Below are 14,549 nucleotides of genomic sequence, written 5' to 3' on the forward strand. Positions count from 1 at the left end.
ATGCCAGATAAAAAAAGAGAACAATTAATAGTCAGTAAGAGTTATAAGAAGTCTAATGAATTGATCAATGCTATGGGCAAAGGAACAGCCCTTAGCCAGAAACTATTTGCTATAGGAATGCAGCATATTACAGTAGATAATACTAATAATGTAGTTGCAACGATCTATGGACCTGAACTACGTAAGATGTTCAAATCTACATCCGGTTCTTTATATGAGCACATTGAAGCTCTTTGTGACAGGCAGGTTAAGGGACAGACTATTTTTGATTGGAACCTTCTTATGAAGGATAAAGAGAATGGCAAGATTGAAGCACATCAAGTAGTTACAGATGCTTCTTTCAAGGATGGAACTCTAACTCTTCGTTACAACAATTCGCTGACAGATAAAATAGTTAATTTACAGAAGAACTATACAGTGCTTAGTTTGGCAGATACATTAAGCCTTAAAAGTGTATATTCTCTCAGATTATATGAGATGCTCAAGGCAGCATATGATTATAAGAAATACCTGACTAAGGAACCTGGAGAACAGGCTTTTGAATATGATCTTACCGAGCTTAAGCTGGAGCTTGGTATAATTACTTCCGGTGGTGTTAAAGAGATTAAGAATGAGCTTGAAAAAGAGCTTCCTGATTATGACAAAATTGAAGCGCTGGCAGATAAAAATGATCTGAACAAGTACAAAGAGTACAAGATTTTTAACAGAAATGTACTTAGTAAGGCTAAAGAAGAGCTGAATAAGAAAACAAGTCTTGAAGTAGATTATGAGCCTATAAAGTGTGGCAGAAAGACAGCAGGAATCAGGTTTTTCGTTAATCAAAAGGAGAATACGATACCAAAAGACAAGATTCCGGTTATTAACAAAGATGAAGTTCTGGATGAACTTATGGATCTTTTACATGAAGATTTTAAGTTCAAGGAGATCAGAGAAATTGCTGAAGCTGCAGGCTATGATGTAGAAAAAGTTAAAAAATCATATAGCTATATGCTGACCTATGATAAGACCATAGATGTTCCGATAGCTTTTATTAAAGACTGCATCAAGAACGAGTATTATTCAAATACCGCTAAACCAATGTATCCTAAAAAGAATACATTTAATAGTTTTGAGCAAAATCAGGATAATTTTGAAGAACTTGAAAAACTATTGTTAGACAATTGATATAAAAGAGATATATGTTATATAACATATATCTCTTTTTCAAATAACAGGCTATTTCTGCTTATGCCTGTAAGAAATCATGACTTTTTGCGGACAAAAGAGGAAAAAGTCCGCAAAAATCTATAGAATCATGGAGGAAAAATGGAGAGAATAGTATCTAAACTATTGATGTATGGAGATATGCCGGAAGACTCAATACTAATGCAACTTGCTTACGTTTGCAGAGATCTTCATAGCGGTAGTTATAGTAAGGAAGATCTGACAACACGCGTATATAAGCAAATAAAGAGAATTCTTGTATTGGGAACAGCATGCGCATTTGATAAAAATCTATGGCACAACTATCTGACATATTTGCTGATAATGGATGAAAATCCATTTAGTTTAACCTGTGAGAAAGTGGGGAGCAAGGACGGAAGCGTAAACCATTTTGCCAAGAATGATTTTGCAGCATTTAGGGAGCTCTTTGATTATGATTTCAGTGAGCTAGAAAATGCGCTTAATGTAGACTGTTTTACTTGTATAACAAATTATAAAGCTATTGATAAGCCTGAACTTATGTATAACGGAAATGTAAGTGAAAAGGTTAGAAATCTAAGCGCAGCACTTGAAAAAACAGATTCTGAAGAGTCTTTTTTCCAGGAAATTACATCTTTTTACAAAAATATAGGAGTAGGGGCTTTTGGACTCAATAAAGCCTTTAGAATACATGAAATAGCAGATTCTAAGGTGGAATTTAATCCAATTAACAACATGGATGCGGTTGTACTTGATGATCTTATTGGATATGAGCTTCAGAAAAAGAAGTTAATAGCTAATACAAGGGCGTTTGTAGAAGGTAAAAAAGCCAACAATGTTCTTCTGTTTGGAGACAGTGGAACGGGAAAATCTACAAGTATTAAAGCCATTGTTAATGAGTTTTATGGTGATGGCCTTAGAATGATAGAGATTTATAAGCATCAATTCAGACTGCTATCACAGCTAATTGCGCAGATCAAGAATCGAAACTATAAATTTATAATTTACATGGATGATCTGTCTTTTGAAGAAGATGAGTCAGATTATAAATTTCTCAAAGCAGTTATTGAGGGCGGAGTGGAGACAAAACCGGACAATATCCTCATATATGCAACGTCTAACAGACGACATTTGATAAAAGAAACCTGGAAAGACAGAAGAGATGTAGAACAGGATGGAGATATTCACAGATCTGACACGATGGAAGAGAAATTGTCTCTTGCCAACAGATTTGGTGTTACTATTGGCTATTACAAGCCATCAAGGCAGGAATATTATGATATTGTATTGGAATTAGCACAAAAAGAAGGCCTGACTCTGGATAAAGAGGAACTAATGAAAGAAGCTGACAGATGGGAGCTAAATCATGGTGGAATATCCGGAAGAACAGCCAGACAGTTTGTAAACCATTTGTTGGGAGAACAATAATATATTACGGATCCCACTTAAGATTAGGACAATCATTGGCGCAGCCCTGCAGGTTATTATTTCTTACTTCACAGGAAGCATTTCTGCAGTCGCGGCATCTGAAGGTGTAATGATATGAATAACGGAGTTTACAGGCACGACAGCAAAAAGGTGCGCCACTATTTCTGGCGATAAATGTACGACCACAGCCTATGCAGGTTTTCTCAATGTTGTGAGCCATATTAACTCCTTTTCGGTAAAAGAAACACTCTACAATTCCATTATTGTGTTATGAATGGCCGGAATCAATAAAAATAGCATAAAATCATAATAAAAAGAATAGGATAAATGAGATAAATAGGATAAAATACAATTTATAGTAATCTAAACAGGTTGGTTTTTAGTAATGCACGAAATGAGTTATATAGCAAAAATGGTCAATTTGGCTGAGGAAATAGCCAGAGAAAATGGAGCTAAAGAGGTAAAAAAACTTGTAGTTGAAGTTGGTAAAACAAGCGGAGTAATGCCTTATTATATGTACAAGTATTTCCCGGAGGCGGCAAAGGGAAGTCTACTTGAAAATGCAGAACTTGAATGTGTTGAAACAGATGTTAAAGCTCTTTGCGAAGAATGTGGCAGGGAGTACTTTCCAAATAAAGAAAACAGATATCTTTGTCCACACTGCGGAGGACGAAAAGCCCATATAATCGAGGGTAAAGGCGTAGTATTAAGAGATTTAGTTATAGAAGATAGATAAGTTATATAACAAATATATAGCTTTGATAGAATTAAAACATTGAATAGTTATAAGTGCGAACAGTTGGCGAGCAAATGTAATATGAGTATAACTTGGAGGTTATATGAAAACATTATATGTTGAATGTAAGATGGGTGCTGCCGGTGATATGCTGGGAGCAGCTCTTTTGAGCCTGTGTGAAGAACCTGAAGAGGTTGTTAATGAGCTTAATTCTCTTGGAATACAGAATATCGAGTATAAGCTGGAAGATTCCGAAAAGTGCGGTATAGTGGGGAAGCACCTGAGAGTAATCGTTAATGGAGTAGAGGAAATTCCGGAAGAAAAGCTTGATAATGATAAGCATGTTCACGATGATCATAGCCATGAATATGAGCATAGCCATGAACATGAGCACAGTCACAATCATGATGATGATCACCATCATCATGATCATAGATCACTGTACGAAATCGAAGATATTATTGAGAGCATGAACATTTCCAAAGATATTAAGAGCGATATCAGAGAGGTTTATGAGTTACTTGCCGAAGCAGAGAGCAGTGTACATGGAGTTCCTGTTGATAAAATACATTTCCATGAAGTTGGTGACCTGGATGCAATAGCAGATATTACAGCAGTATGCTATCTGATACATAAGCTTTCCCCTGACAAAATAGTAGTTTCACCTGTCAATGTCGGAGGTGGTGTCGTTAAGGCAGCCCATGGAATACTTCCGGTGCCGGCACCGGCAACAGCTCTTTTGCTCAAAGGAATTCCAAGTTATGAGAGTGAAGTGATCAAATCTGAATTGTGTACACCTACAGGTGCTGCGTTAATTAAATACTTTGCGGATGATTTCTCAACACAGCCTACTATGGCAGTAGAAAAAATCGGATATGGAACAGGAAACAAGGATTTTCCGCAGGCTAATGTATTAAGGGTGATCCTTGGAGAGACAAATGAGGACTCAGAATATGTACTGGAGCTAGTTTGCAATATAGATGACATGACTGCCGAGGAGCTAGGATTCGCGACAGAGATGCTGTTTGAAGCAGGCGCACTCGAGGTTTATACAATAGCAGCCGATATGAAAAAGAACAGACCAGGTACCGTATTATGCTGCGTCTGCAAACAGGATGTGAGGGATCATCTTGTTGAACAGATATTCAAATATACTACAACTCTGGGAATCAGAGAGAATCTGTGTAACAGGTATGTTCTGACCAGAGAAGTCAAGAAAATAGAAACACCATATGGCGAAATAAGAAAGAAATATGCTTATGGCTACAATGTTACGAGATCCAAGCTTGAATACGAAGATCTTGCCGGAATAGCCAGAAGAACAGGAAAATCTATAATCGAACTGAAAAATGAGATTGGTGAGATTGATTGAACGTAATTGTAACTGAAACAGAGGAAAAATGATCAAATTAGACCTTATAACCGGATTCCTGGGTGCAGGAAAGACTACTTTTATCAAAATATATGCGAAATATCTTGCACAGTCAGGGGAGAAGGTTTGTGTTATTGAAAATGATTTTGGAGCCATAAATGTAGACATGGTTCTGTTAAAAGAGCTTGAGTCAGAGGGCATTAATCTTGAAATGATTGTTGGCGGAGACGGAAAGGAAGCTCACAAGAGAAGGCTTAAAACAAAACTAATATCAATGGCAATGATGGGCTATACAAGAGTGATAATTGAGCCTTCGGGTATATTTGATGTCGATGAATATTTTGACCTTTTGTATGAAGACCCGATAGACAGATTTTATAGTGCCTCTAATGTTATCGCAGTAGTTGACTCCAAATTATGTACAGAAATGTCCAAACAGGCCAGATACATTCTGATGTCTGAAGTAGCAGATGCCGGAGCTATTGTATTTAGCAGATCGCAATACTCTACTAAAGATAAAATGGATTCTGTAGTCAACTTTATAGAGTCGGCTATGGATGAATTTAAATGCAGAGAAGGACTGGAATCCAAATATATATCATACGGTGAATGGAGTGCGTTAGATTCATCCTGGATTGATAAAATAGAGAAAGCCGGATTTAGCCGTAATTCCTATGAGAAAATGCATCTTGAAACTGATGATACATTTCAGACTATTTTTTATTTTAACTTTCAAATGGAAAAGGACGAGCTGCAAAGAAAGATAAGCGCAATATTTTCTGATCCTGAATGTGGGAATGTGCATAGGATAAAAGGTATTGTTAAGGACAACGAAGGGGCCGTCTATGAGATAAATACTACTCGTAATGAGTTAGTGGCAGGAGTAGTTGACAATACTGATGCAGTTTTAATAGTGATAGGTGAAGCTCTTAACAAAGAGCAGATAGCAAAATATTTAGGGAAACCAACGATATAAAGTTAAAAACTTCATAAAATGACGCATTTGTTGTATAATCTAATGTAAGGGCTTTGTAAACATCTCACATGGAGAATACGACTATGGAAAGTAAGAGCAATGATGGAAAAATTGGATACGCAGCAATGACGGAGTTTACTCCCAGCGATATTTTATATATGCTCAAGGATCTGCCGGATGCTTGTTGTATATTTAAGGTACTTACGGATCCTTTTGGAACCGTTAAAGATATGCTCTTTCTTTTTGCCAACGATAAATATGGCCAGCTAGTCGGAAAAACACCCGCTGAGCTTGTGGGAAGTACATATTATTCTACTGTTAACAACAGAGATGAAGACTGGATCAAGTATAGCTATCAAGCAGCTATTTTGCGCCAGTCAAGCATCATGCGTACTTATAATTCATCTTTTGATAAATGGTTCGAATTCTGGGCCGTTCCTGTATTCCAAAAAGGCTTCTGCGCTTTCATAATCCATGATGTAACAGCAGCCAAGAAATCGGAAGAAAATATCACGTATAGAACTAATACAAATAGCCTTGTTATAGACTGTGCTACAGCAGTTTCTTCTGCTGAATTCGGAAAAGGATTAAAAAAGGTCCTCAAAATATTAGGCCAGGCTATAAATGCAGACAGAGTCTACATTTTACCGGAAGGAGATGCTCCTTTCTCTGATATGCATTCTTGGCTAAACAGTACTAGAAACTATAATCTTCCGGCAAAGAAAGCTTTTGAAAAATATGATTTTCCGGAAATATGGGAGAAACAGTTAAAGGATAAGAATCTTGTAGTTATAAATGACACAGCGGTTTTACTGGATGAATATGGTGAACTATACAATGATGTTCTAGCCGGAGCAGTTTCAAGGTATATAGTGGTAAGACTGACGGACAAAGATACCAGATTGGGGTATCTTGTGGCAGATAATTATTCAAACGATCTTGACCTCAATATTACAGATTTAATGGAAACAGTTGCTATTTTTATTTCAGCAGAAATGCGCAACAAAGCTCTTACGGATGAAATGCTCTATATGGGAAGCCATGATTCCCTTACAGGACTTGGAAACAGACATTCGCTCAATCAAACACTTATGCTGCTCACTGAAATGTCAACGACGGTTGGCATTTGCTATTCCGATATCAATGGCCTCAAGGCTGTAAATGATGAGCAGGGACATGAAGCTGGTGATAAGCTTATACAGCATGTTGCAGAGATTTTTGGTACTGTGTTTAAAAAGAAGTTTTGCTATAGGATTGGCGGTGATGAGTTTATAGTAATAATGCCGGAAGTCGATGAGGACATATTCGAAGCGATGGTAAATAAGCTCAAAACCAAGCTTAAGCATGTTTCTGTTTCACTGGGACATGTTTGGTCGGAAGATTCCAGTAATATCAAGAACAGTATTCGTCAGGCTGATGAAGCCATGTACAGTAGTAAATCTGAGTACTATAGGAATCATGAGCGAAGACATAACACATGATATTTAACAGCCGGGGAATCCAGAGAAAGGCAGAGCTATGATCAGGCGGATTGATAATACTATTTTTTCCGAAAATTCAGCATTTGATGATGATCATGATGAGGTTTTAAAGACTTTGTATGGCCTATACGACCATGTTAATCTTCTTGATCTGAATACATTAACTCTTAGAAGATTGTATACTGGCAAGGGTGATTATTTGTTTAGTGACTATACCAGTATGCCTGATTACGTAGAGAGAATATCCAGAGATTTTATTCATCCGGATGATATAGAAGGCTACATGGAGTTCTGTTCGGTAAAGAACATCAGAAAGCAGCTTGAATCTGATGGAAAAAGCTTTACTATGTCTTATTTTAGGACCAAAGGAACAGATGGAACATATACCTGGAAAGCGTATATAATCTTAAAACCTTCTTTTGCAGACCCAGGCATATATTTGTCCTGTCTTAGGGATGTTGATTCTGAAACAGAACATATTCTGATCAAAAATGATTACGTCAAGTTGTTCAATGATCTTCCACTAGCATACGCAGTTCTGCAATTTAATACGGAATTAGAGGATGATAATGAGATCATCTGTTTATATGCAAGCAACAGAATTGCCAAATTAATGGATGAAAGCTTAAATCATATTGTCGGATCTAATGTTTATCCTGAATTTGGCAAGGACCATGAAGATGTGGTTCAGATGATGCGAAATGCAGCTTTTAAAGGAATTAATAGTAAAACCATCTATCATTCCAGAAAAACGGGGAAATGGATCAATATAACTGTCGATAAAGCAGCAGTTACAGGAAGATGTGCTTTGATTTTGGAAGATGTGACCAAGGAACATATAACCAATGAGTTTATGGACAGGGAATGGAGAACGGATGACCTGATCATTGGATGTACCAAGGTATTGCATAGTGGTCTTCCTCACGAAGTAGCAATCAATCAGGTAATACGTCTTGTGGGTGAAGCGTCAGGTGCAGATAGGATATATATTGTTGAGAAGACAGATAATAACACCTTTATTGGCAATTACGAGTGGTGTAGTGATAATGTGACGCCTATAATACAAAAGTCAGCGCAACCGGAGGAAATATGTGCTCTTGATTGGGAAAAAGAGTATCCAGGAGCGTTTAGCCTAGTACTGGAGGATGTGGAAAGTATTAAAGTTGCACATCCGGAATTATACAGTAAGCTTCAGAAATTTGAGGTAAGATCAATTATTGAGATTCCTATATATGATGAAGGTGTTCTGATTGGCTATTTTGGTGGGGTAAACTACGGGCGGATCAAAAACCTCGATTTAAAAGAGCTTATGGAGGCAGTTTCATATTTCCTTGCTTCTGAATTCAGCAGATTAAGGCTGCTTCGAGAGTTGGAAAACAAGAGCATATACGACAGCCTGTGCGGAGTTAAAAACCGTAGCGCGATGGAAATGACGATTAAAAAGCTCAAGAAGCGTAGTTTTAATATCGGAATCATATATGCTGATGCTAATGGCCTTAAACAGATGAATGATTCAAGGGGACATGAAGCGGGAGATGAACTGCTAAAAAAAATCAGCACAATTATGAAACGTCGTGTCAATAGGGATTATATATATCGTGTAGGCGGTGATGAATTTGTAATAGCTATTCCTAAGATGGAAAAACAGGATTTTATAGATCTGTGTGCTTCTCTTCAAAAAGATTTTGAGGAAGCAGAAGGTATTTCCGTTGCGATGGGCTGGGATTGGGGCACTTCTTCAGCCGAGATAAGCACAATAATGAAAAGTGCAGATAAACTCATGTATGAGGATAAGGCTAACTATTACAGGAAGAATAACAGACGCAGATCAGGTGACAGATAAATAAAAAAGAACTATCACTTTTAAATAAAGATTAGTGATAGTTCTTTTCTTTTAGTTCATAGCGTGATTGCGATATGAAGCATCTACCTTTAGTTCCCAATTACTCATTTTAAAGTAAATGAGCATAATAATGCTACATACAAGCCATCCCATTGGATAGGCAATAGAAATAGGATATATGGAGCTTGTCAGGTGTGATGCTATGAAAAGATATATCTGCCTGAACACAACAAAAGAGCTTAACATGATAAACATTGGAGCTTTGGCATCTCCGACACCCCTTAATACTCCGGCATGTGTCTGGTTACTGCAACATAATATATCAAAAAAGCAATTCATTCTGATAAAAAGAGTTCCATAGCGCACTACTTCAGGATCTGAATTGAACATAGATACAATCTTAGGCGCTGCGAGGAATTCCGGAATAACAAGTGCAATTGTACATATTGCAGCCAAAAACAGTGCTTCACGAATGCCTTTCTTAATACGATCAACGTTTCCGGCTCCTGCATTTTGGCCTACAAATGTTGTAGCTGTTAACGCAATACTCTGCATTGGAAGCATAACAAAGGCATCTATACGTCCGTAAGCGCCCCATCCGGCAGTACTACTCTCGCCAAATCTATTAATATAGCTTTGTACAAAGAGATTAGAAAATGAAATAACGGCCGATTGTATTCCGGCAGGCATTCCAATAGTGATGATCTGAGACAGGATTGATTTATCTATTGCAAATTCTTTTAGCCTTAAGTTATAACACTCCTTACTTGTAAATAAGACAGCTATTGTCAAAATGGCTGAAATAAACTGAGATATTATCGTTGCGTAGGCGGCTCCTGCTACTCCCATATGAAGATTTATTACAAAGAACAAATCCAAAAAGATATTGAGTATCGATGTAATTATCAGGAAAATAAGCGGCCTGACAGAGTCACCAACAGCTCTCAATATAGCAGAACCTATATTGTACATCATAAGTCCTACTATACCTAAAAAGTATATCTGCAGATACTGAGTTGCCAGCGGCATTACAGTCTCAGGAGTTGACATGAAAACAAGCAGGGGCGGAGTCAGAAAGAAACCTACTACCATGAGAACAAGGCCTAGAATAAAAGTGCATATAATAGAAGTGTGCACTGCTCGCCTGAGACCTTCAGTGTTCTTAGCTCCGAAATAGTGGCTGATAACTACACTTGAACCGGCAGAAAAACCCATAAAAAAGCCTACAAGCGTATTAATGGCAGGAGCAACACTGGTAACTGCACCAAGCCCATCCGGACCTACTACCTGTCCAACTATTATGCTGTCTATGGTGTTGTAAAGCTGTTGAAAGACATTTCCTGCAAGTAAAGGAATAGCAAAAAGAATCAACTCTTTTCTGATTGAACCTTGCGTCATGTCCATTGTTGATGTTCTAGACATTAAAAAACCTCTGTATATATGATGTGTTTTGCACAATACATTCTATCACAATAGTTCTAAAGTAGTTCAAAAAACCACCGTATAGAGTTCTATACGGTGGCAGATAGCTAATATTGTGTTAGAAGATTATGCAAGTGCTGCTGTGATGATAGCCATTGAATAAACTTCCAGTGCATTACATCCACGGGAAAGGTCATTGATAGGAGCATTAAGACCAAGAAGAATAGGTCCATAAGCTTCAAAGTTACCCATACGCTGAGCAATCTTGTAACCAAGGTTACCTGCGTTGATGTCAGGGAAGATAAAGATATTAGCATGACCGGCAACAGGTGATCCCGGAGCTTTCTGCTTGGCAACACGTGGAGATACAGCAGCATCAAACTGAAGCTCACCATCGATAGGAATTTCAGGATATCTCTCCTGAGCCTTCTTGGTTGCGTTCTGCATCTTAGTTACTGTGTCATCTTTAGCTGATCCCTTTGTTGAGAATGAAAGGAATGCAACCTTAGGATCTACACCAAATCTTGCAGCACATCCTACAGTCTCACCACAGATTTCTACAAGCTCATCCTCGTTAGGATTGATGTTGATTCCGCAGTCAGCCATTGCGATAACTTCGTTCTCGCCTGTAGCTGCAGGACGAACAAGAATAAAGCATGAAGAAACGATTGAATTCTCAGGCTTAGTCTTGATGATCTGAAGAGCAGGACGAACTGTGTCAGCTGTTGAATAAGTTGCTCCGCCAAGGAGACAGTCGCCAAGACCCATCTTAACGAGCATAGTACCAAAGTAGTTAGTCTGCTTGAGAATAGGAATAGCCTTCTCAGGAGTCATTCCCTTGCTCTTTCTGAGCTCGCAGAACTGCTCAACCATCTCATCGAACTTGTCAAAGTGTTCAGGATCAATAATCTGTGCACCTCTAATATTATAACCGGCATTTTCTGCTGATTTAATGATCTCATCCTCATTGCCTAAAAGAATAGGCTTGATAAAGTTGCCTGCAAGAAGTCTTGAAGCAGCCTCGAGAATTCTTGGATCTGAACCCTCTGGTAAAACGATAGTCTTAGGATTAGCTTTGAGTTTCTCAATCATATCACCAAATCCGTACATGTATTTTTCCTCCTTATATAAACAGGTGTATTGTATTATGTAAGCGCATACATTTTCATGCGCAATAGGGATTATAGACCTTGAAAAAACAAAAAAATTTGATTTCAGTCAAAATATACATAAAAATATGGTTAATTTCAATAAATTTCTTTGATAATTTATTAACTAAATTATATAGTTTGACTATTTTTTAACTATGCTACATTTCATGAGATATATGGTAGAATATCCTTATTATTTTTGAAAGGATGTACGATACATGGATATGAATCCTATGCTGCTATTGCAGCTTCAAAAGAGAATGGGCCTTTTTCAGGAAGATCATCCCAAGGTTATGCCATTTATGCAGGCTGTAGGTAATATGGCTATTGAAGAGGGCACAGTTTTTGCGGTAAAAGTAACTACTGCTGATGGCAAGGTTCTTGAATCAAATATTAAGCTTACAGCTAATGATATTGAGACAATCAACATGATGAAAAATGCTAACAATTAATTTATAGTTACACGCATATGTAAAAAAGCAGGCCATTGATAACATGTGATATTGTTGCAATGGCCTGCTGTCATATTCAATTATATCTTATATCTAATAATTATCTAATAATTCTCAGAAAGTCTTTTCGTAGTAACCGCCCTTATTTACGAAACCTGTTTTGTTAAGGTAAGGCTTGTTGTGTTCATCAGAACCACGATAGGTGAGGGACTTGACTCCATCTTCTGGCAACTTGGTGAACAGGAATTCTCCTATAGAAAAATCTCTATACTCAGGAATGGTATAGTCAAGTAATACCTCGATCACACCATTAAGCTCATGACCAATCAGTATTCCTACAGGTTTGCCATCGTGACATACGATATAACTGGTATTAGCATTGGAAAAATCCATACTGATTCCGGGGAAGAGCTTTAGTATATCCTCTCTATATTTGTCTACAGTATATTTCAGGAGAGAGTCATGGCAATCAGCCTTGACAAGATCGTAGCTCTTGGTTGTATTGCTCATCTTGACAAGATAATAGATGTTAATACATACGAGGCAGGCATTCATGATCGCTGTAGGATATGAATGGATAATGAATGCATAAATTGTGAAAATAACGCTTCCAATCGTGTTAACCACGCGAAGCTTGAAGACAGATGCCATAAGGAAAGAAACAAGCACCAGTGCTGATCCCAAATATCCAAATGCTTCTATCAGGATTTCTTTTGATATCATATTAACCTCACTTTTTGCGATAATATTGATAGTTCTATGGTAACAAATATAAGTACATTAAGCAAATAACGTCGTGATATTTATTTGCCAAAACCGCGAAATATGCATTTGTAAACGGTTAATCGAGATATTGCAGGTGGTTGCTGGGTTTGATAATATTTTCTCAAGATCAATGTGTATAACACATTTGCTTGGGCAGAGCCCAAAGAAAGAGAGGAAAGTATGAGTTACCAGTTAATCCCAATTTTTGCGATCATTTTAATAGTTATTATGATCATTGTTGCGGGGTATGTTAAAGCGCCACCGGATAGAGCTTATATCATTTCAGGTATGAGGAAAAACCCAAGAATACTAATTGGACGCGCAGGTGTTAAGATTCCGTTTTTTGAGAGAGTCGATAAACTTTATCTTGGACAGATGACTGTAGATATCAAGACAGAACAGTCAGTTCCCACAAATGATTTCATCAATGTAAATGTTGATGCAGTTGCCAAGGTAAGGATTGGTACCAGCGCTGAAGCAATACAGCTTGCAGCCAAGAACTTCCTTAACAAGGATCCTCAGCAGATTACAGAGGATTTACAGGATTCTTTACAGGGTAACATGCGTGAGATCATCGGTACACTTGCCCTTAAGACAATCAATACCGACAGAGATAGCTTCTCAGATCAGGTTATGGAGAAAGCTTCAAGAGATATGAATAAGCTCGGTATCGAGATTCTTTCATGTAATATTCAGAATGTTACTGATGAAAATGGCCTTATCAGTGATCTTGGTATGGATAACACAGCTAAGATCAAAAAAGATGCAGCTATTGCTAAGGCACAGGCAGACAGAGACGTTGCAATTGCCAAAGCAGAGGCCGATAAGGCAGCTAATGATGCAAGGGTACTTGCACAGACAGAAATTGCTGAAAAGAATAATGCTCTTGCTATTAAGCAGGCAGAACTCAAGCAGCAGGCTGATACAGCTAACGCTGTAGCCGATGCAGCTTACGCTATTCAGCAGCAGGAACAGCAGAAATCTATCGAGACTGCTACAGTAAATGCTCAGATTGCTAAAGCTGAGCGCGAAGCAGAACTCAAGCAGAAAGAAGTTATTGTTAAACAGCAGGAACTAGCTGCTGAAATCGAGAAAAAAGCTGATGCTGATAAGTACCAGGCTGAGAAAAAGGCTGAGGCTGAGCTTATTCAGCGCCAGAAGAAGGCTGAAGCTGCCAAGTACGAGCAGGAAAGAGAAGCTGATGCAAGAAAAGCACAGGCTGAAGCTCAGAAGTTTGCTGCAGAGCAGGAAGCTGCAGGTATAAAGGCTAAATATGATGCAGAGGCAGCCGGTATAGCAGCAAAAGGTCGTGCAGAAGCTGAAGCTATCAAGGCAAAAGGTCTTGCTGAAGCTGAGGCTATGGAGAAGAAAGCAGAAGCTTATAAGAAGTATAACGGAGCTGCTATGGCAGAGATGATGATCAAGGTAATGCCTCAGATTGCTGCTGAGATAGCTAAACCTCTTTCTCAGATTGATAAGATCAATATTTATGAGACCGGTGATGGTGCAGAAAGCGGCGCTTCCAGAATATCAGGTAATATGCCTGTAGTTATGAAGCAGGTATTTGATACTATGAGTGAAGCAACAGGTGTTGATTTTGCTGAGATCATGAAGGCTAATACATACGATGCCAAGGTAAATAAGAACGTTAATATTACAGGTGCTGAAGTAACAGTTGCTACAGAGAAATAATTATATAAGTTATATAGCATAAATAAAACCCGCTATCGAGAGATTTTTC

The 14,549-nt window shown here is 38.0% G+C and carries 13 protein-coding genes; 9 read left to right on the forward strand and 4 right to left on the reverse strand.

Annotation, left to right across the window (positions count from 1 at the left end; all coding sequences use genetic code 11):
* On the forward strand, nucleotides 1-1,164 hold the full coding sequence (locus tag BPR_RS15055) for a replication initiation protein (protein WP_013282344.1): 1,164 nt from the start codon (nucleotides 1-3) through the stop codon (nucleotides 1,162-1,164).
* 141 nt (nucleotides 1,165-1,305) lie between these two features.
* Nucleotides 1,306-2,610: an ATP-binding protein gene (locus tag BPR_RS15060; RefSeq protein WP_013282345.1), complete on the forward strand. Its 1,305-nt coding sequence runs from the start codon at nucleotides 1,306-1,308 to the stop codon at nucleotides 2,608-2,610.
* 4 nt (nucleotides 2,611-2,614) lie between these two features.
* On the opposite strand, the gene BPR_RS15065 is transcribed toward BPR_RS15060, so the two are convergent.
* Nucleotides 2,615-2,830, reverse strand: coding sequence for a hypothetical protein (locus BPR_RS15065; protein ID WP_013282346.1), 216 nt, complete (start codon nucleotides 2,828-2,830; stop codon nucleotides 2,615-2,617).
* Nucleotides 2,831-3,004: 174 nt separating this feature from the next.
* Here BPR_RS15065 and BPR_RS15070 point away from each other — a divergent pair, with 174 nt between their 5' ends.
* From BPR_RS15070 to BPR_RS15090, 5 genes are all read left to right on the forward strand, one after another.
* Complete coding sequence (locus BPR_RS15070) at nucleotides 3,005-3,346, forward strand: hydrogenase maturation nickel metallochaperone HypA/HybF (protein WP_013282347.1); 342 nt, start codon at nucleotides 3,005-3,007, stop codon at nucleotides 3,344-3,346.
* Nucleotides 3,347-3,449: 103 nt separating this feature from the next.
* Nucleotides 3,450-4,718 carry a nickel pincer cofactor biosynthesis protein LarC gene (gene larC, locus BPR_RS15075; RefSeq protein WP_013282348.1) on the forward strand — a complete coding sequence of 423 codons (1,269 nt, stop codon included), beginning with the start codon at nucleotides 3,450-3,452 and terminating at the stop codon, nucleotides 4,716-4,718.
* 28 nt (nucleotides 4,719-4,746) lie between these two features.
* The gene (locus BPR_RS15080) at nucleotides 4,747-5,694 is read left to right on the forward strand and encodes a GTP-binding protein (RefSeq protein WP_013282349.1); all 948 of its coding nucleotides are present in this window, start codon (nucleotides 4,747-4,749) and stop codon (nucleotides 5,692-5,694) included.
* Nucleotides 5,695-5,777: 83 nt separating this feature from the next.
* A complete protein-coding gene (locus tag BPR_RS15085; protein WP_242662255.1) occupies nucleotides 5,778-7,175 on the forward strand; it encodes a sensor domain-containing diguanylate cyclase in 1,398 nt (465 codons plus the stop codon).
* A gap of 37 nt (nucleotides 7,176-7,212) precedes the next feature.
* The gene (locus BPR_RS15090; RefSeq protein ID WP_013282351.1) at nucleotides 7,213-9,018 is read left to right on the forward strand and encodes a GGDEF domain-containing protein; all 1,806 of its coding nucleotides are present in this window, start codon (nucleotides 7,213-7,215) and stop codon (nucleotides 9,016-9,018) included.
* Between the two features lie 51 nt (nucleotides 9,019-9,069).
* On the opposite strand, the gene BPR_RS15095 is transcribed toward BPR_RS15090, so the two are convergent.
* Both BPR_RS15095 and pta read right to left on the reverse strand, forming a co-directional pair.
* Complete coding sequence (locus BPR_RS15095; protein ID WP_013282352.1) at nucleotides 9,070-10,440, reverse strand: MATE family efflux transporter; 1,371 nt, start codon at nucleotides 10,438-10,440, stop codon at nucleotides 9,070-9,072.
* Between the two features lie 126 nt (nucleotides 10,441-10,566).
* Nucleotides 10,567-11,550 (reverse strand): phosphate acetyltransferase, encoded by a 984-nt coding sequence (gene pta / locus BPR_RS15100; protein WP_013282353.1) that lies wholly within the window; start codon nucleotides 11,548-11,550, stop codon nucleotides 10,567-10,569.
* 259 nt (nucleotides 11,551-11,809) lie between these two features.
* On the opposite strand from pta, the gene BPR_RS15105 reads away from it, so the two are divergent.
* Complete coding sequence (locus BPR_RS15105) at nucleotides 11,810-12,043, forward strand: hypothetical protein (protein WP_013282354.1); 234 nt, start codon at nucleotides 11,810-11,812, stop codon at nucleotides 12,041-12,043.
* A 114-nt stretch (nucleotides 12,044-12,157) separates the two neighbouring features.
* Here the strand turns inward: BPR_RS15105 and BPR_RS15110 are convergent, their stop codons facing one another.
* Nucleotides 12,158-12,766 (reverse strand): YgjV family protein, encoded by a 609-nt coding sequence (locus BPR_RS15110; RefSeq protein WP_013282355.1) that lies wholly within the window; start codon nucleotides 12,764-12,766, stop codon nucleotides 12,158-12,160.
* 222 nt (nucleotides 12,767-12,988) lie between these two features.
* Here BPR_RS15110 and BPR_RS15115 point away from each other — a divergent pair, with 222 nt between their 5' ends.
* Nucleotides 12,989-14,500, forward strand: coding sequence for a flotillin family protein (locus BPR_RS15115; RefSeq protein ID WP_013282356.1), 1,512 nt, complete (start codon nucleotides 12,989-12,991; stop codon nucleotides 14,498-14,500).
* The last annotated feature ends 49 nt before the right edge of the window (nucleotides 14,501-14,549 follow it).

Origin of the sequence: Butyrivibrio proteoclasticus B316 (genome assembly GCF_000145035.1) — a bacterium.
Taxonomy (GTDB): Bacteria; Bacillota; Clostridia; order Lachnospirales; family Lachnospiraceae; genus Butyrivibrio; species Butyrivibrio proteoclasticus.